The following is an 18,585-nucleotide window of genomic DNA, read 5'->3' as shown; positions in this document are numbered from 1 at the left end:
TACAGCGGCCGGCCTGGCGGCTTCGCTGAGGTCTCGCCCGCTGCCCAGCCGTCAGGCGCGTAGACCCGCCTGCCGCATGCCGATCGCCGCCAGGTCGGCGATGACCTGTTCGTCGCCGCGCCGCCAGGCCTCCGCGAGGCCGCCGGGTGGCGTGGGCACCGCTGCGAGTGCGCGTTGTGAACCGGTGAGCACGCGCAGCGCGAGGAGGTCGGCGCCACCCGGACCGGCGGCCAGGCGCTGGGTGACGGCGCTGCGGCGGATCCAGCGCAGGCGCGGGGGCAGCCACAGCAGCAGCACGAAAACCACCGGGATGACGATCAGGACGACCGTGGTCAGCGTGGCCACGTGCCCTACGGTGTCCTGGAGCGAGCGACCTGCGTCGGCCAGCCCCGTGCCGGCGCCGGCGGCGGACCCGAGCTGCTTCTTCAACTGCCCGCCGACGAAAGGCACCTTCGAGGCGGCCTCGCCCGCGTCGTGGAGTCCGCCGGAGAGGCTGTTGCCGGCGCTTTCCGCTTTGCGGCCCGGTTCGGCCAGTCGCCCGATCGCGTCGTGCACGACCAAGGCCAGCTTCACGGCGGCGTAGATCAGGGCTGCCGCGATCAGGTCTGCGAGGATCTGGCGGGTTCGACGTGCCGGGGTCTGGGCGTAGAGGCGCATGGGCATGCTCCTTTTCCGATAGGCGTCGGCAGTCGGCGGCTGCCCGTACGGCTACCCGGATCGGGAGGGCGGAACTCCGTGCCAGCCGTCGGCCCATTGGCCTTGAGACATAGACCAGACTCTGTTCCATGGTCGGGCCAGGGCGGACGGCACCGTAAATCACACCCGTTCGCGAGCGTCATTTGATCCATGTGGGGCACTCTGCGTGTTCTACCGTTCGAGCGGGTCGGATCGCCCCCACGCCATCAGCACACCTGCATCCGGTCGGATCGCTGTGTCCTCGACCCGATGTGCGGGTCCGGCACCGCCACCCTGGTCGAGGGCGCCAAGGGTGGCCTGACCTCGCCGCCACCTCATGACCGACATGTGCACGGGGCGCAAGCGCGGCATTGGTGCGCCGGTCGAGCTGTTCGTCCGAATCCGCGCCGGTCAGCCAGCGTCTGTGAAGGCGGTGCTTTTTGGTGAACAACTGTTGTGCGTCCAATTGCTTCATCTGACGCATACTGCTTATGGGTTGACAAATGATGACAACCGGAACCTCCGCAGTGAACTGAGGTTGAACGACAGGCCGACTCCCTCGCTCTCTAACGGAGACTGCTCGTGTCTGGGTCCAACCTGCCAATTCCCGCTGCCCGGCCCGTGATCGGCGAGGCCGAGATCGAGGCTGCCGTACGCGTCCTGCGTAGCGGCCATGTCATCCAGGGGCCGGAGGTGGCCGCGTTCGAGGAGGAGTTCTCGGAGCTGGTCGGCGAACGTACCTGTGTCGCCGTCAACTCCGGCACTTCCGCACTGCAGCTGAGCCTGATGGCGCTCGGCATCGGAGCGGGCGATGAAGTGGTGGTGCCCTCCTTCTCGTTCGCCGCCACCGCCAACGCGGTCCGCCTGGTGGGCGCCGAACCGGTCTTCGCCGACATCACGCCCGGCACCTACTGCCTCGATCCGGCCGCCGCGTCGGCGGTGATCGGTCCGCGCACCGCGGCACTGATCCCCGTGCACCTGTACGGCCATCCGGCCGACATGGACCGTCTGCTGCCGCTCGCCGCCCGCCACGGCCTCGCCGTCGTCGAGGACGCCTGCCAGGCGCACGGCGCCGCGCTGCACGGACGGCCCGTCGGAACGTTCGGCGAGGCCGCATGCTTCAGCTTCTATCCGACGAAGAACATGCACGCACTCGAAGGCGGCATGATCACCACCGCTGACCGCCAGCTGGCGCGCACTCTGCGGCTGCTCAGGAATCAGGGCATGGAACAGCGGTACGCGCACGAGATCGTCGGCGCCAATCTGCGTATGACCGACGTCGCGGCGGCCGTGGGCCGTGTGCAGCTGCAGCAGCTGCCCGCGTGGACCGAGCAGCGGCGGGCCAACGCCAAGGTGCTCGACTCCCGTATCGAGGGGCTGGCCGTGCCGCACGTGGCCGACGGTGCCCGGCACGTCTACCACCAGTACACCGTCGCCATCCCCGACGGCCGCAGGGATGCCGTGCAGCAGGAACTGGCGGGGCAGGGCATCGGCAGTGCGGTGTACTACCCGACGCCGATCCACCGTCTGGCGCCGTTCCGCGATCCGGCCGGACCTCCGCTGCCCGAGACCGACCGCGCTGCCGCGGAGGTGCTCTCTCTGCCGGTCCATCCCACTCTCGGGCAGGGCGAACTTGAGCGCATCGCACGGGCCGTGAGTGTGGCCGGAGGTGTCCGGTGAGCAAGCAGACGTTGCGTGCGGGGCTTGTCGGTCTGGGGGCGATGGGACGCAACCACGCGCGGGTGTTGTCGTCGCTCGACGGGGTCGAACTCGTCGGCGTCTTGGACCCGGCGGGGGACCCCACGGGTGCCGCTCGTGGCGCGCCGGTCGTCGCCACTCTGCCCGAGCTGCTCGCGTTCGGCCTCGACTACGCCGTGGTCGCCTGCCCCACGGTGCTGCACGAGGAGATCGGCCTCGCTCTGGCCGCGAACGGCGTGTGTGCGTTGATCGAGAAGCCGCTCGCCCACTCCGCGGCCGCGGCCCGGCGACTGGTCGACGCCTTCGAGGGCGCCGGCCTGACCGCCGGTGTCGGGCACATCGAGCGCTTCAACCCGGCGCTGCAGAGCCTGCGTTCGCGTCTGGAGGCGGGCGAGCTCGGCGAGATGTTCCAGGTGGTCACGCGACGGCAGGGGCCTTTCCCGCAGCGCATCGCGGACGTGGGTGTCGTCAAGGACCTGGCGACCCACGACATCGATCTGACCAGCTGGGTGACGGGTTGCCGCTACGCCTCCGTGGCGGCCCGCACCGTGTCCAAGAGCGGCCGCCCGCACGAGGACATGGTCGCGGTCGTCGGTGAGCTCACCGACGGCACGATGGTCAGTCATCTCGTGAACTGGCTCAGCCCGCTCAAGGAGCGCTTCACGGCGGTGACCGGCGAGAAGGGCTGCTTCATCGCGGACACCCTCACCGCTGATCTCACCTTCCATGCCAATGGCGCCTTCGCCACGGAGTGGGAAGCGCTGAGCACGTTCCGCGGGGCCGCCGAGGGTGACATGGTCCGGTTCGCGATTCTCAAGCGCGAGCCGCTGCTGGTCGAGCACGAGCGGTTCCGTGACGCCGTCGAGGGCAAGGCCATGGACATCGTCACTCTCGGCCAGGGGCTGAGGACGGTGGAGGTCGCCGAGGTGGTCCTGGACTCGGCACGGCGCAAGGCGTCCCTGCCGCTGCAGATCCACCATCCCCGGAATCTGGCGGCGGTCACCCAGCGGTCCTGAGTCACCCTGGCCTGTGGGCTCGTTCGGTTCTCCGCGCCCAACGAACGCACAGGGCCAGGGGAATGGTCGTCGCCACGTGGTGCGCGGTCACGGCTCTCGGATCGGCTCGGGCCGGCCCGGACTGCCCGGACTGCGGGTCTCTCGCGCGGCGGGGGATCTGAAGACCCACCATCGAAACGCACCGTAATTTGCCACGGCATTGATGATGGTCGACGCCGTCTTGGCTGCTACGTAAGCCAGGCCCAGAGCGGTCAACCCGGTGACCGTTGCCAGGGTTGCACAGTAATTCAATGCGACGAGGACGAGGTATTTGACAATGGCCGGGCGGGCCATCGCTCCGCTTCGGAAGACGAAGGATCTGTTGAGGCTAAAATTGACCGCCAATACGGTGACGAACGCCAGTGAGGTGGCCGCGGCCAATGGCATATGAAGTACACCGTGCAGCAGGACCAGTGTCCCTACGTCGATGCTGTAGCAGAGCCCTCCTACGAGAAGGAATCTTGTCGTATCGGCCGATGAGAGGCGGCGGGCGGAGTTCCACATTCTCTGAATGATTTCTGATACCTTCCTCCGTGCTCAAGGCCGTCGTCGCAGGCGGGTTCCAGGAAAAGGACCGTGAGAGGGTTTTTCTTCGTGTATCAAAACATGCGAGTCGCCGTCGTGGTGCCGGCGTACAACGAGGAAAAGCTGATCGCCCGGACGATCAGCACGATGCCCGATTTCGTCGACCATATCGTGGTGATCGACGACGCCAGCAGTGACGAGACGGCCTCCGAGGCGATCGCCGCCGGCGATCCGCGGATGGTCCTCATCCGGCACGAGGACAACACCGGTGTCGGTGGGGCGGTGTGCGACGGGCACCTGGAGGCGTTGCGGCTGGGCTGCGACGTCTCGGTGGTCATGGCCGGCGACGGACAGATGGACCCGGCCTATCTGCCTGCCCTGATCGCTCCGATCTGTGACGGGACCGCTCTCTTCACGAAGGCCAACCGTTTCTACTCCCGCGACTCCTACCGGGGCATGCCGAAATACCGGATTCTCGGGAACATCATTCTTTCTTTCATGACCAAGCTGGCATCCGGGTACTGGCATCTGTTCGACCCTCAGAACGGGTACACCGCGATCCACAGGACAGCACTGGAACGGCTCAATCTCGACCGCGTGGCCAAGGACTACTCGTTCGAGAACGACCTTCTCATCAATCTGAACATCCTCAGGATTCCGGCCTGTGACGTCCCTATCCCCGCGGTCTACGGGAGTGAGGTGTCCACGATGCGGATGCACAAGGTCATTCCCGCGTTGATCGCTCAGTTGGCGCGCGGGACCGGCCGGCGTGTCGTCCTGAAGTACGTCGTCTTCTCCTTCTCGCCGATCGCTCTCCTGCTCCTGGCGGGACTGTGTCTCATCACCTTCGGTGGCGTGGCGAGCACCTGGGTGTTGATCCACACGCTCGGGCCTGCGAGTGCCAGCGCAGGAAGTGTCCTGCTGGCTTCCCTGCCGATCCTCACCGGGATTCACTTTCTCATCGGCGCCCTCATGCTCGATATCCAGGAGAGTCCGGACCGCCGGGCCGCCACTGTCTGAATCGGAGGGGCGTGACCGGCGGCTGCGGATAAGGGACGGCGGCTTTTTGCATCAGGCCTCTGTGAGTACGCCGTCCTTTTCGGTGTGCAGCACGCCGGTGTGCGGGCACTCCCACATGCCGGGCGAGCCGGGGAGCTCACGGAGCCGCTGTCCCGCGCGGCCCACCCAGCCGATGTGACGGGCCGGGACGCCGGCGACGAGCGCGAAGTCCGGCACGTCCCGCGTGACCACGGCGCCGGCGGCGACCATCGCCCAGCGGCCGACGCGGACCGGGGCCACGCAGACGGAGCGCGCGCCGAGCGATGCGCCCTCGGCGACCGTGACCCCCACGGGCTCCCAGTCGCCGCGTCCCTTGGGGCGCCCTTCGGGATCGACCGAGCGCGGGTTGTGGTCGTTCGTCAGTACGACCGCGGGGCCGATGAAGACGCCGTTGCCGAGCTCCGCAGGCTCGTAGACCAGAGCGAGGTTCTGAATCTTGACCCCGTCGCCGATCCGGACCCCGGGGCCGACATAGGCGCCTCTCCCCACGACGCAGTCATCGCCGAGCACGGCCTGCTCACGGATCTGGGCGAGTTCCCACACGGCGGTGCCGGGGCCCAGTGCGGCCGACTCGTCGACCTGGGCCCCGGCTGCCGTCCGGACCGGAGCGAGGGACACTTCACTGTTCTGCTTCATGTGCTGTGGAACGACCCGGCGGGCATCTGGGTGCGGGGACTTGGTCTACTCCCAGGCCGACGGATACGGGCCGCAGACGGGACCGAGGGCGACGCATTGGGTCTCTGCCTCATCGCACAAGTGCAGCGTGAAGCAGTGCTGGATGGCGCCGTAGAAGTATCCGACGACCGTCTCTCCTGCCTCCACCGTTTCCTTGACCTTGCCGGATTCGGGGCCCCCGGTCACATCCACGTACCACACCGTGTAAGTCATCGGCCGAGCGCCGCCGTTGGTGATGACGTACTGGAGGCCGGTCACGTCCTGGACCTCTCGTGCCGTGACGCAGACCTGTGTGCTGCCCAGGGCTTTGCAGACACTCGTGACCGGCGGTGCCTCACGCGCGGGCTCCGCGTCGGCTGTCGAGGTGGGAAGGCCCAGCGCGATCGTCGACGCTGTGGCGCCGACCAGTACGGTGCGCCGCGACATCTCCTGCATGTTCTCTTCTCTCCGTCAGTGGGGTCGGGCCACGAGGAACTAGGCCACCGCTTGCGTGAAAACGTTCAGCAGGAGTTTCTGGATCGCGGTGTCGATCGGAACGCTGCCGGTGAAGGACAGGGAGCCGACCGAGAACACCCAGCCCTTGGTGTCGCTGGCCGGCACGTACAGCATTTCGGCCCCGCCCGTCGTGTTGAGGCCTTCCGCGATGAGTACGGAACCGGGCACGGCACCCTGCCGGCGGTCGACTTCCCAGCCGCTGGCGGCGATGTCGTAGGAGACGCTGCCGAAGGTGTCTCCCACGCTCAGGCCGGTACCCGCGGTAAAGGGATTGCTGGTGGTGTCGCGCACCTGGTACGGGGCGAAGCTCATATATGTCGGCTGGTAGTGGGATACGCCCAGGATTTGCGATTCGGACTGTCCGGAGTCCGCGTAGACATCTCGACTGCCGTCGGGCCGCCGGAAAATGATCGCGTTACCGTCCGCGGTGTACTGCATCCGTTCATAGATGCCGTTGCCGCCCAGGTAGATGATGCGCCCGCCGTTGTTCTGGAAGGCCACGACGTTGTCACGCGCGGTTTGCGAGAAGTACTCGGGATGCGTGGTCAGTACCAGCGCCTTGTAATGTCCGCCCTGCGAGGGAGTCCGCAGCCAGTTGGAGCCCGTCGCATGCAGGTCGGTGTCGGCGTAGCAGTCGTATGCGACGCTCTTTGAGCTCATCCATCGAAACAGCTGAAGGTCACTGTAGAGGAGATGGTCGATGATGCCGGTCGCGGTCGTGTAGAAGTTGTCCCACGAGGTTCCCATTTGGGGGCGCTGCATGGTGACGGTGCGCTGTGCACCGGCCTGGCCGGTCGTGTATTGGTTGTGCCCGCCCCAGAAATTGTAGGCATTGTACGTATTGGTGGGCACCAGGACGGCGATCTGTCGCTGCGGTGTTGAAGGCCGCACGACGAACATGACGTTGTGTTCTTTGCCCTGGGGTGACTTCAATTGTGAGGCGTAGACGCCCGAGGGCCAGCTTGTCCCGGTTCCCACGGAGACGGAGAAGGACTGGCTCCACCCGCATCCCGCGCTGTGGTATCCGCTCTGCAGCGGCTGGAACTGCCCGGTTCGAGTGGTGGGCTGGGTGACTACGACGGGGGCGCCCGTGGTGGGAGCGAGGCGAAGAGTGGAGGACGTGTACGAAGGGAAGGTCGTCGACACGTGAATGCCGAGACTCGTGCCTTGTCGGGTGGACAACGACGTCGGATATCCCTGCAGTGCCGCGGAGTTCTCGCGGGTGAAGCCCGAGCCGACCACGGCGCCTGACCCGCTGGCCCATTGGACACCGCTGGTGTTGACGGTCTCGGAGTTGAGCAGGCGATACCACTGGAGTTGGTTGTCGGGGCCCGGCGGGTTGGCGGTGTTCGTCTTGATCTTGTACACGGCACCGGAACCGTTGGAGAAGAGCCCCCTCTCGAACGGCCCCAGAATGGTGGTGTCGACAGGCACGCCGCCGTTCGCCCAGTTGAACGTTCCGTTTGTCCCGAGGTAGCGGAACCAGCTGAGAGCGCTGCCGTGCCGCGTTCCGAAAATCACCCCGTTGGGGTCGGCGAACAGCTGGGTGTAGGTCTGCCATTGCGAACCGATCTTGGAACCCGAATTCTCCGCCCAGCTGAAGGAGCCGTTGGTGCCGGTGTACTTGTACCAGCGCAGGTCTCCGTTGCCGTCCTCCGCGTAGAGGACGTTGTTCCATCCGCCGATCACCCGCGGGAAGTTCCATTGGGTGCCGATTCGGCTGCCGCTCGCCGAGTGCCAGCTGCCGGCACCGGTGTTGATGTCGGACAGCATGTATCGGTACCAGAGCAGGTCACCGTTGGGCATGAACGCGAAGATCTGTCCGTCGGCCGCGGCCAGGACGAAGCGGAACTTGTGCCAGCTGGTCCCGATGAGCCGGCCAGATCCGGAGTTCGCCCAGGACGGGGGAGTGCCGGTGGTCCAGTTGATGTGCCGATACCAGTAAAGATTTCCGTCGGCCTGAATGGTGTAAATAATTCCGTTGCCACCGGGCACCAAGTTCAAGAACCGTTGTTGAGGGTCGTAGGCCATATCTTTCGGTGCCCTCCCGGACAAGCAGTCGTGAGCAGGGATGATTGTGTGTCACTTGTCCACGCGCAAGAATCGACACGATCTGGTCGGGCCGAGGGTCATGCGGATGGCGCAGCCGGTCGAATCAAGTCGCCGCGGCTTCCGTTCCTGGAGCGTTCGGCGGGTTCGGCCCTGAGGGCCGGGATCAGCGACAGACACAGCACGCCGATGAACATGGGTGCCGCCATGTAGCGGAAGCACGGCGCGGGGTTGGCGACGAGCACGGTGAGCTGCACGCCGAGAGAGACGCCCGCGAGGGCGAGCAGGGCACGTCGGCGGCGGGCCCGGGTGAGCAGGGCGACCAGCGCATAGGTGGCGTAGCACCAGGTGGCGCCACGCCAGAGGAGCCACTCCAGCTGGGGGACGCCGAAGGCGGAGCGGCCGAACGTGGCGGCGTGGTGAAGAGCGCGGGACAGCGGTCGGGCCTTGAGCAGCGACCGGTACGGGCTGTCCTCGATCGGGCTGAAGCCCCACAGGTCGGCGGGGATCGATGTGCCGTACGTCCAGGTCCTGGCGTCCTTGTCCGCCGGTCCGGGGAAGACGGCCCAGGCGATGTGGGCTCGGCACAGGCGTGCGCCGAGGATCTCCTGCGGAGACCGGCGCAGGGTGCGCCACCACAACCCCACCAGCGGTTCGGTGAGCTGGGTGGCCGCGGCCCGGTTCAGCGTCGGGTTGTAGTAAAGGACGTCGGACACGTAGCAGTTGGTACCGGCGTCGTGCCAGGTCGAGAGTGGTGCCACCTGGGCCATCAGCCGCAGATCGGCCGGGGTGAACTGTCCCGGTGTGCGCGCGTACGTCACGGCGAGGTCGGCGTAGTGCAGGTTGTAGAGGAACGCCTTGCTCGGCTGCTCGATGCCGACCGCCGGATAGATCACGAGAGCGAGCAACAGCGTCAGAGTGGTGGTGGCGGACGCCAGCCCGGCGATCAGGAGCCGGGCCCCGGGCAGCGCCAGGAGAAGGGCCAGCGACGCGATCACGGACACCGGGAAGCCGTTGTTGCGGAAGAGGTCGACACCCAGCAGCCCGGTGCACAGCAGCAAGAGCTCCGAGTGCCGCAGACGGCCGTTCCACGTGCCGTGCGCACGCCTGCCCAACAGCCGTACGGACACGGCGAACACCAGCACCGCGCAGATGGTGAACGGCACGTCCTTCCACATGAAGACGATGAAGGACCCGAGCGGTGGAGTCGCCGCGCAGGCCACCGCGGCCGGTGCGCTCCACCGCCCCCGTACACCCAGAGTCCGCAGGCCCGCGCAGGCATAGGCGAGGACGGCGGACATCGCGATGGTCTGCAGCAGGGTCAGGGCCGAGAGGTCCCCCGTGATGTCGAGGGTCAGCCGGACCAGCGCGTTGTAGAGCACCGAGTGGTCCGAGCGCCAGTGGCCGGTGGTGACCTGCCACGTGTAGACCACGGAGTCCACGCTCATCAGACCCGGGTAGAAGGCCGCCCACCACAGCAGGTAGCAGGCCTGGCACGCGAGGAAGACGGCCACGGGCAGACGCAGTGCCGGCGGTACGCGGGACCGGAGGGCCCGTACCCTCGAGGCCGCCGTCACCCCGGATCCACCGGCCCGGACTGCGGAGGGGAGGCGGGCATCTGACACGGTGGAGATCTCCTGGGCGTTCGGGCCGGACCGGCGAGGGGTGTGAGCTGCTGCGGGTGCCTCTACGGGGCGTACTCCACGTTCTTCGGCACGGTGGTGGCCGGCCTCGCTCCGGGCACCCAGGGCGGGGCGACGGGACTCACCGCACCGCGCAGCGCGGGGATGAGTGACAGGCAGAGCACGCCGATGAACATGGGGGCCGCCATGTAGCGGAAGCACGGCGAGGGGGTCGCGACCAACACGGTGAGCTGAGTGCCGAAGGTGACGCCCGTCAGCGCGAACAGGGGGCGGCAGCGGCGCGACCGGGCGAGCCGGGTGACGAGCGCATAGGTGGCGTAGGACCAGATGGCGCCGCGCCACAGGAGCCACTCCAGCTGGGGGACGTGGGCGGCGGCGTACGCGAAGGAGCCGACGTGGTGGAGGCCTTCGGACAGGGGCCGGGGCTGGGCCGCCCTGTTGTACGGGCTCGTCCGCATCTCCGAGTACCACTTGTAGAACACCGGATCCACCCGGTTGAGAGCGTTGTACGTCCGGCCGCCCTGATCCTGCGGCCCGGGGAAGACGGCCCAGGCGATGTGTCCGCGGCACAGCCGTGCGCCCATCACCTTCTGGGGGGCCTTGCGCAGGGTGCGCCACCACAACTGGACCAGTGGCTGGGTGAGTTGGTCGGTGACGTGCCGGTTGAGCTTGCGGTACAGCGGGTCGGAGGCAAAGCATGTGGTTCCCGTCGTGCGCCAGTCCGAGAGCGGCGCCGTCTTGGCCATCAGCTGCAGATCGTCCTTGGTGAACAGCTCGGGTGCCTGCGCGTAGGTCACCGACAGGTCCGCGTAGTGGAGGTTGTAGACGAGCGTTTTCGGCGGCTTCTGGATGCCCACCGCCGCGTAGACGACGAACATCAGCGTCAAGGTCACGGCAGTGGTGAGGGTGACCAGCGTGGTGATCACGCGCCGCGCACCGGGCAGCACCGGAAGAAGGCACAGCGCGGCGATCACGGCGACAGGGAAGCCGTTGTTGCGGAAGAGGCTGATTCCGAAGAAGCCGACGCACAGCAGCAGGAGTTCGGAGCGACGCAGACAGCCGTTCCAGGTTCCCCGCAGCCGCCTGCCCGTCAGCCGTGCCGTGACGGCGAACACCAGCAACGCACAGATCGTGAACGGTACGTCCTTCCCCACGTAGACGGTGAACGAGGCGAGCGGCGGGGCCAGGGCGCACGCCAGCGCGGCCGGTGCGCTCCATCGCCCGCGTACGCCGACGGTGCGCAGGCTCGCGCACGCGTAGGCGAGCACGGCGGACATCGCCATCGTCTGAAACAGCGTCAGGGCTGCAAAGCCACCGGTGGTGTTGAGACTCAGCCAGAGAAGGGAGTTGTAGAGGACCGAATGGTTCGAGATCCAGTGATCGGTGGTGACCTGCCAGGTGTACGCGAGCGCGTCGTAGTCGATCATTCCCGGGTAGAAGGCCATCCACCAGAGCAGGTAACAGGCCTGGCAGGAAAGGAGGACGACGAGCGGCAACCGCAGCGCCGCCGGAACGCGCGTCCACAGCGCCCGTGCCTTCGCGGTCGCGGTCCGTGGCCAGGAACGGTGAAGGGCGTCTGACATGGCGGAGATCTCCTGGGTGTCCGGACCGAAGCGGCCGTCGGGAGGTGATGCCTGAGGGCGCACGTCAGCGTGTGCCGTCCGGAAGAGCGGAGCGTGCGGACTGTCGGAGCTGTCGTGCGTCCTGCTGGGGAATGACCGACGGGGGGTGCTCCCGGCCGAGCATGACCAGAGAGACCACCCGGGCGGCCGCGTGCCCGTCGTCGTAGGGGCAGAACCGCCGGCGGAAGTCGGCGCGCAGAGCGGCGGAGCGCGCGTCCTGCCACGCCCCGGAGGCGAACAGATCCGTCAACTCGTCGGTAGTGGTGGTGACATGGCCCGGCGGGTCGGCCAGCACATCGAAGTAGACGCCGCGGGCCGCCCGGTACGCCTCCCAGTCATCGCCATGGACGATGATCGGGCGGTCGGTGTTGGCGTAGTCGAACAGCAGGGACGAGTAGTCCGTCACGAGGGCGTCGGAGACGAGCATCATGTCCACGGCCGAGGGCTCGTCGGTGACGTCGAGGAGCAGCCCGCGCCGCTGGAGGTCGCGTAGCTGCAGACCGCGGAACGGGGCCTGCGCGTCCTTCGGATGCAACCGGACGAGCAGCGTGACCGTCGGCCCGAGCCCCCGCAGCAGCTGCTCGAAGTCGAGCCGCGGGACGTACGACTTGCGATGGTCGCGCCGGGTCGGGGCGTAGAGCACCACCGTGTTGCCGTCCGGGACACCGAGCCGCTTGCGCAGGGCGACCTTCCGCATATGGTCACCCCTCACCAGCACGTCGTTGCGCGGGGCGCCGGTCGGCAGTGAGGTGAAGTGACAGGGATAGGCGCGGTCCCAGATCTGCTGCGCGTACGGACTGGAGACCAGGCTGAAGTCCCAGCGGTCCGCGCGCCGCAGCTGCGCGCGGACATCGGCGCGATACTTGGCGGCCGGACGGCTGAGCAGGTCGACGCCCATGTGCCCCAGAGGCGTGCCCTCGTGGGTGTGGACATGGATCTGCCCCGGGCGCTTCACCAGGCCGAGTGTCCAGTCGACGTTGTTGACGAAGTACGTGGCGCGGCTCGTCACCCGGTGGTAGCGCGGTGTGTCCGGAGTGACGTAGTCGATGCCACTCGGCAGCTGCGCCACAGCGTCCGGCCGCACCACCCACACCGCGTCGATGTGCGGGGCCAGCATGCGGGCCGCCTCATGGACGGCCGCGGGATCGCCGAGAACACCGCGGTGCCAGGAGGCCGAGTACACGGCGAGGTTCGGATCGAGACGGAGCCGGCGCTGGGTCCCGGCGTAGGCGCGCTTGACCTGCCGGGTGGTCGCCGCGCACAGTTTGCGCTGCTTGCGCAGGGACGCGCGCCCCAGCCGCTCGGCCAGCGCGTACGCCTGGAACACGGAGTAGGGGCTGCGCGCGATCAGGCGCCACTGGGCGCGGTAGGCATCGTCCGGCGGAGTGAAACCATCCGGCTTGTGGCGCCGGTAGAAGTCCACCGTCTCCCGGTAGAAGGCGGACCGGTCCTCGGGCAGCACCCGCTCGCTGAGCGGCATCGTCGCCAGGAAGTGGTTGATCATCCGCTCGAAGAGGAGTGGTCTCGACTCGTGCATTTCCGGGTGGTCGTCGAGAAACGCGAACAGTCCCGAGTACTGCGTGAAGATGTCGAAGTGCCTTCGTCCCGGGGTGCGGGTGATCGCGCCACTCCTGCGCTGCAGATACTCGACGCACACCCGGTCCAGACACCCGATGCGACGCGCGGACATCAGCGCCTGATAGGTGACCGGGGCGTCCTCGTACAGGCCTGGCCGGTAGGTGAATCCGTGGCCCGTGAAGAAGTCGCGGCGGTATGCCTTGTTCCAGGCCACCAGGAACAGATGCAGATACTGGGGACTGCTCACGATGTCGAACGTGTCCGTACCCGCGGAGGCGAGCAGATCCGCCGTCATGCTCCTGCCGCCACGGCCCCACCAGTGCGTGCGCACATGGTCGAACACGAGAATGTCCGGGTCGTCGGTGGCGGTGAGCCGCTCTTCGATGGCTTGCAGCGCCCCGGGTGTGTAACTGTCGTCGCTGTCGAGGAAGAGCAAGTAGTCACCCGTGGCGTGACCGGCCCCCGCGTTGCGTGCCCGGCCGAGGCCGACGTTCTGAGGCAGGTGGACCGCTGTGACACGGGCGTCGCGCGCCGCGTACTCGTCGATGATCGCGCCGCAGTTGTCGGGCGAGCAGTCGTCGACCGCGATGACCTCGATGTCGGTGCAGGACTGGGTCAGGATCGAGTCGAGGCACTCGCGCAGGTAGCCCTGGACCTTGTAGACGGGGACGATGACGCTGAAACGAGGCACGGGCTCTTCCATGGTCGTAGGGATGGGGGTGTGGGCGTGCGCATCGGGCGGGTCAGCGGTGGAGGACGCGGGCGGCGGCCGGGGCCGGAACGCGCTCGCCCAGCGGAACGACCGGCGGCAGCGCCTCGGCCGGCTCACCGAGCAGCACCCGGCGCACCACCCGCTCCGCGGCCAGCCCGTCGTCGAATTCGCAGAATCGCCGACGAAACGCGTCGCGCAGCCGGGCCGCGGTCTCGCCCCGCCACTCACCGCTGCGGAAGATCCTCGTCAGCTCGTCCTGGGTACGGGCCACCGGACCCGGCGGCGCGGCGAGCAGATCGAAGTAGACGCCCCGTGTCTCCCGGTAGATGTCCCAGTCGTCGGCGTGCACGACGACCGGGCGGTCGAGGTTGGCGTAGTCGAACATGACCGACGAGTAGTCCGTGATCAGAGCGTCCGCGGCGAGACACACCTCCTCGGGCGAGCGGTGCTTCGTCACGTCGATCAACGCGCCGGACCGCAGCATCCGTTCGAGGCCCGCGGACCCCTCGTAGGAGTGGTGGGCCCGCAGCAGCACGACGAACTCGTCGCCGAGCGCCCGGCAGAACGCGACGAGATCCAGCTGCGGGAGGAAGTCCGTGCGGTAGTCGCGGTGGGTCGGCGCGTACAGCACGGCGACACGGTCCTCGGGCACACCGAGGCGGCGCCGGATCGCGGCGACGTCCTCGGCCGTCGACGTGTAGAACGCGTCGTTGCGCGGATAGCCGACGTCCAGACTCTCGTACGCACCCGGGTAGGCCCGCTCCCAGACCTCGGTGGAGTGATGGTTCGAGGAGATGTTGAAGTCCCATCGGTCCACGCGCTGGAGCAGCTTGCCCAGCGGGCCGACCGCGGCCGCAGCCGCCGGGTACTCCACCAGGTCCACACCCATGCGCTTGAGCGGGGTGCCGTGCTGGGTCTGCACGTGGACGGTGTCGGGTCGCTTCTTCACCGCCATCTCGAAGTTCACGTTGTTGAAGGTGTACTTGGCGGTGGCCATGACCTCCCAATAGCGGTCGCTTCCGATCACGACGCTCTCCACCTCGTCGGGCATCTGCTCCGCATGCGCTGCGGTCACCAGAAAGACCGTCTTGATATGCGGAGCCAGGCGCCGCGCCGCCGCGTGGATGGCGGCGGGGTTGCAGGTGTAACCGCGGCCCCAGTACGAGGAGAAGACCGCGAGATTCTCGTCGACCGGCCGCCTGAGGAAAGCCCTGTACGGATTGCCGCCGCGCCTGCGCAGCCACCTCAGGCACCGCGCGACGGACCGGGCCACCCTGCCCAGCTGCCGCTTCGTGCCGCGCAGCGCGCTGAATGCCGCGTAGGAGCCGGCAGCCAGCAACGCATGTTGCAGCCCCACGCTCCCACCTGGCCGTCGGTTCCCCGCCGGGCGGTGCCGACGGTAGAGCCGGGTGGCCCGCCGGAAGTACTGCCGCCGCGCCGCCGGGCTCGGCAACCGCCAGGGGGATGCCGCGGTCTTGAGCACCGCGCTCACCAGCTGGTGAAAGACCCTGTCGAGCACCGCCGGGTCGGGCTTCAGCTCGGCCGCCCCGCGCATCACCAGGTCGAACTGGTGGAGCAGGTCCATGTGGTGAAGTCCGGGCAGGTAGTTCCGGCTGCCCTGGCGGCGCAGCACATGACGGACGCAGATCCGGTCGAGCAGCGCGATCCGTTCGGCCTGGAGCGTGGTCAGTACGCTCCACACCGTGTCGGTGAACATGCCGGGCACGAAGGCCAGTTCGTGCCGGGCCAGGAAGTCGCGGCGATAGGCACCGCTCCACGCGGGCACCCCTACGTCGGGCAGCGCCGGGTGCTGTTCCACCGAGAAGGCCCCGGTCAGCGCGTCCTGCCACAGCCGCCCGAGCGTTGCCCCCATGCCGCCGTCGAACCAGTGCACTCGCTCGTGGTCGAAGAGCAGCACATCCGGCTCGCCGGACTCGGCGAGCCGGGCGTCGAGGAGTCCCAGTGCCCCGGGTACCAGCGTGTCGTCGCCGTCGAGGAAGAGGACGAACTCTCCCTCCGCGCCCGCGATCCCGGCATTCCGCGCGCCCGGCAGACCGTCGCCCGCCGGCGAGCGCACCACCTTGATCCGTGGATCGCGGTCCGCGTGCGCGGCCACGATCGAGGCACACAGCCCCTGCGGGGAGCTGACGACGGCGATCAGCTCGACGTCGGCGAAGGCCTGGCCGAGCACCGAAGCGAGACAGTCGGGCAGCCGCCCCGGCCCGTCGTGGGCCGGAACGACAACACTGAAGCGGGGCAACGCACTCTCCTTCGATGGGCGTTCAAACGGCGCTGGTGGGCAGAGTCACGCTGGCCTCCGGCTCCTGCCGCGGACCGGGTGCCGGCGCCGGCCGCCGCTCCTCCAGCGGTACCGCGGACGGCAGGCCCGCCTTCTCCCCCAGCAGGACATGCCGCACGACCCGCTCGGCGGCGCCCCCGTCGTCGTGCGGGCAGAAGCGTTCACGGAATGCGGCCCGCCGCCGGGCGGAGCGGGCGCTGCGCCACTCGCCGGTCACGAAGATGTCGATGAGCTCGTCCTCGCCGGTGGCGACCGCGCCGGGAGGGAAACTCCGGAGGTCGAAGTAGGTGCCACGGGTCGCCTCGTAGGCCTCCCGGTCGTCGGCGTACAGGACGATCGGGCGGTCCAGATTGGCGTAGTCGAACATCAGCGAGGAGTAGTCCGTGACCAGGACGTCGCTCGCCAGACAGAGGGATTCGACGCTGGGGTGGTCCGAGACGTCGACGAGTTGGGACGAGTGTGTGCCCACCGGCGGAATCGCGGACAGATGGTGGGCGCGCACGAGCACCATGAAGCGGGGACCGAGGGAGCGCAGCATGCGTTCCAGATCGATGGCGTGGCGCTGGGTGCGGCGGTAGTCCCGGTGCGTGGGGGCGTACAGGATCGCGACCGAATCCTGGGGGATGCCCAGGGTGTCACGCAGCCGGGCCACGTCCTTGCCGGTGGCGTTCTGATAGAGGTCGTTGCGCGGATAGCCGTATTCGAGCGTGGTGTAGTCACCGGGGTAGACCCGCTCCCACACCAGCGTGGAATGGCGGTTCGCGGACAGGACGTAGTCCCACTTGCCGCAGTTGGCGAGCATGCGCCGGACGTCGGTGTCGCCGACGGCGGCCGGCCGGTCGAGGAGATCGAGGCCCATGCGCTTGAGCGGGGTGCCGTGCTGGGTCTGCAGGAACACCTGGCCCCGGCGCTTGACGAGTCTGCGGTCGAAGTTGACGTTGTTGACCAGGTACTTGGAGCGGGCCAGCGCCGTCCAGTACGCGGCCGTGCCGGAGGTGAGACGGCGGGTGCCCGGCGGGATCGTGTGGTGGTGCGCCGGGTCGGCGATCCAGGAGGTGCGGATGTGGGGCGCCAGTTCGCGGACCTTCGCCTCGACGCCCGCCGGGTTGCAGCCGTAGCCGCGGCCCCAGTAGGCGGAGAACACGGCGTCGTTCTCGCGCAGCGGAAGGAGCCGCTGGATGCGGTAATGGATCTGGACGACGCCCGCCGAGACGGCACGCTGAGCGGCGACGGCGGCGCGGCGGACACGTCGCAGCAGAGCCCGTGCCGAGTGCAGGGTCCGGTAGCTGCGGTGCGCGCCCAGACGTACGAGAGCGTGCCGGATTCTGGTGCGCAGAGGGGGAGTCGCGCCCGGGGTGCGGTAGCGGCGGCAGTACGTCCGGGCCTGGCGCAGAAACGCCGCGCGAGTGCCGCGCGGCAGACGGTCGGGCGCCGTGAACACCGTGCTGAAGTGGTCGAGCATCCGGCGGAAGACGAGGGGCCGCCAGCGCGCCGTTTCGGGGTGTGCACTCAGGTAGGCGAAGACCCGGTCGTACTGGCCGAAGATCTCGAAGTGCCTATGCCCGGGGGAGCAGGTGATCGCTCCCATTCTGCGCTGCCGGTAACGCACGCAGACGCGGTCGAGCACCGCGATCGACTCGGCGGTCACCAGTACCGGATAGGTCCAGGAGACGTCCTCGTAGTAGCCCGGAGCGAAGGTGAAGCCCGCGCGCTCCAGGAACTCGCGGCGGTATGCCTTGTTCCAGACGACGTGCAGGACCCTCAGCAGGCCCGGCCTGTCGTCGAGGGTGAACGACGACGGACCCTCCTCGGCGAGATGAGCGGTGACGGGATTGGGCACCGTCCCGCCGGTCCAGTACGACCGTTCGTAGTCGTAGACCAGGACGTCAGGGCCGTCGGTGTCCTTGAGCCGGTCCGAGATCGCGTGCAGCGCGTCCGGAGTGAGGGCGTCGTCGCTGTCCAGGAAGATCACATAATCGCCGGTGGCGTGTTCGAGACCCGCGTTGCGGGCACGGCCGAGACCCACGTTCTCCGTCAGATGCACGGCGCGCACACGGGGATCGCGGGCTGCGAACTCGTCGACAATCGTCCCGCTGGCATCCGGTGAGCAGTCGTCGATCGCGATCAGCTCCAGATCTGTGAACGGCTGCTGCAGGACGGATTCAAGGCATTCATGAAGATATGCCTGCACCTTATAAACGGGAACAATCACACTGAACCGTGGCAATGCACTTCCATGGGTCATTAGCGACATATTGCATGAAAGCGGTTCATGAACGGAGAGCGTTACACCGCATGCGGCATACGGGGGACCCGGCATACGGGGGACCTCGGATGCCCGAGGGTGACGAGCCCGTGCCGCCGGTCCATCTCGGCGGCGCGGCGGCCGTGGCGGGAGGAGGCATTCCCGGCTGCGGCGCGGCGCGGTGGAGTTCGAGCGGGGCGGTGATCCGGAGTGAGTGGCCCTGGCCGCGGCGGATGGTCCGGCCGGCGGCGAGCG

General features: G+C 68.0%; 13 protein-coding genes. 3 read left to right on the top strand and 10 right to left on the bottom strand.

Translation table 11 applies throughout. The annotated features are described in order from the left end of the window. Positions 1-51: 51 nt before the first annotated feature. Positions 52-657, bottom strand: coding sequence for a hypothetical protein (locus tag OHO83_RS07775; RefSeq protein ID WP_266677510.1), 606 nt, complete (start codon positions 655-657; stop codon positions 52-54). 600 nt (positions 658-1,257) lie between these two features. Between OHO83_RS07775 and OHO83_RS07770 the strand changes: the two genes are divergently transcribed. Then, complete coding sequence (locus tag OHO83_RS07770) at positions 1,258-2,355, top strand: DegT/DnrJ/EryC1/StrS family aminotransferase (RefSeq protein WP_330278962.1); 1,098 nt, start codon at positions 1,258-1,260, stop codon at positions 2,353-2,355. Further along, positions 2,352-3,389, top strand: coding sequence for a Gfo/Idh/MocA family oxidoreductase (locus OHO83_RS07765; RefSeq protein WP_330278961.1), 1,038 nt, complete (start codon positions 2,352-2,354; stop codon positions 3,387-3,389). The genes OHO83_RS07770 and OHO83_RS07765 overlap by 4 nt, the downstream gene beginning before the upstream one ends. Before the next feature lie 87 nt (positions 3,390-3,476). On the opposite strand, the gene OHO83_RS07760 is transcribed toward OHO83_RS07765, so the two are convergent. Further along, positions 3,477-3,932: a GtrA family protein gene (locus OHO83_RS07760; protein WP_266677516.1), complete on the bottom strand. Its 456-nt coding sequence runs from the start codon at positions 3,930-3,932 to the stop codon at positions 3,477-3,479. A gap of 117 nt (positions 3,933-4,049) precedes the next feature. Between OHO83_RS07760 and OHO83_RS07755 the strand changes: the two genes are divergently transcribed. After that, positions 4,050-4,973: a glycosyltransferase family 2 protein gene (locus tag OHO83_RS07755; RefSeq protein ID WP_330278960.1), complete on the top strand. Its 924-nt coding sequence runs from the start codon at positions 4,050-4,052 to the stop codon at positions 4,971-4,973. Between the two features lie 51 nt (positions 4,974-5,024). Here OHO83_RS07755 and OHO83_RS07750 read toward each other — a convergent pair whose 3' ends face one another. From OHO83_RS07750 to OHO83_RS07715, 8 genes are all read right to left on the bottom strand, one after another. Next, a complete protein-coding gene (locus OHO83_RS07750) occupies positions 5,025-5,648 on the bottom strand; it encodes an acyltransferase (protein WP_330278959.1) in 624 nt (207 codons plus the stop codon). 45 nt (positions 5,649-5,693) lie between these two features. Next, on the bottom strand, positions 5,694-6,122 hold the full coding sequence (locus tag OHO83_RS07745) for a hypothetical protein (protein ID WP_330278958.1): 429 nt from the start codon (positions 6,120-6,122) through the stop codon (positions 5,694-5,696). Between the two features lie 39 nt (positions 6,123-6,161). Beyond that, a complete protein-coding gene (locus tag OHO83_RS07740; RefSeq protein WP_330278957.1) occupies positions 6,162-8,213 on the bottom strand; it encodes a N,N-dimethylformamidase beta subunit family domain-containing protein in 2,052 nt (683 codons plus the stop codon). A gap of 98 nt (positions 8,214-8,311) precedes the next feature. Next, positions 8,312-9,745, bottom strand: coding sequence for a hypothetical protein (locus tag OHO83_RS07735; protein WP_266677526.1), 1,434 nt, complete (start codon positions 9,743-9,745; stop codon positions 8,312-8,314). 173 nt (positions 9,746-9,918) lie between these two features. After that, positions 9,919-11,457 (bottom strand): hypothetical protein, encoded by a 1,539-nt coding sequence (locus tag OHO83_RS07730; protein WP_330278956.1) that lies wholly within the window; start codon positions 11,455-11,457, stop codon positions 9,919-9,921. A 64-nt stretch (positions 11,458-11,521) separates the two neighbouring features. Next, entirely contained in the window at positions 11,522-13,765 is a 2,244-nt protein-coding gene (locus tag OHO83_RS07725; RefSeq protein WP_330278955.1) for a bifunctional glycosyltransferase/CDP-glycerol:glycerophosphate glycerophosphotransferase, read from the bottom strand. Positions 13,766-13,817: 52 nt separating this feature from the next. Next, a complete protein-coding gene (locus OHO83_RS07720) occupies positions 13,818-16,046 on the bottom strand; it encodes a bifunctional glycosyltransferase/CDP-glycerol:glycerophosphate glycerophosphotransferase (RefSeq protein ID WP_330278954.1) in 2,229 nt (742 codons plus the stop codon). A gap of 22 nt (positions 16,047-16,068) precedes the next feature. Beyond that, positions 16,069-18,312: a bifunctional glycosyltransferase/CDP-glycerol:glycerophosphate glycerophosphotransferase gene (locus tag OHO83_RS07715; RefSeq protein WP_266680140.1), complete on the bottom strand. Its 2,244-nt coding sequence runs from the start codon at positions 18,310-18,312 to the stop codon at positions 16,069-16,071. Positions 18,313-18,585: the final 273 nt, after the last annotated feature.

The organism is Streptomyces sp. NBC_00569, from assembly GCF_036345255.1.
Lineage (GTDB): Bacteria > Actinomycetota > Actinomycetes > Streptomycetales > Streptomycetaceae > Streptomyces.
The sequence above is the reverse complement of the archived record's forward strand: the minus strand, read 5'-3'. Positions and strand labels throughout refer to the sequence as shown.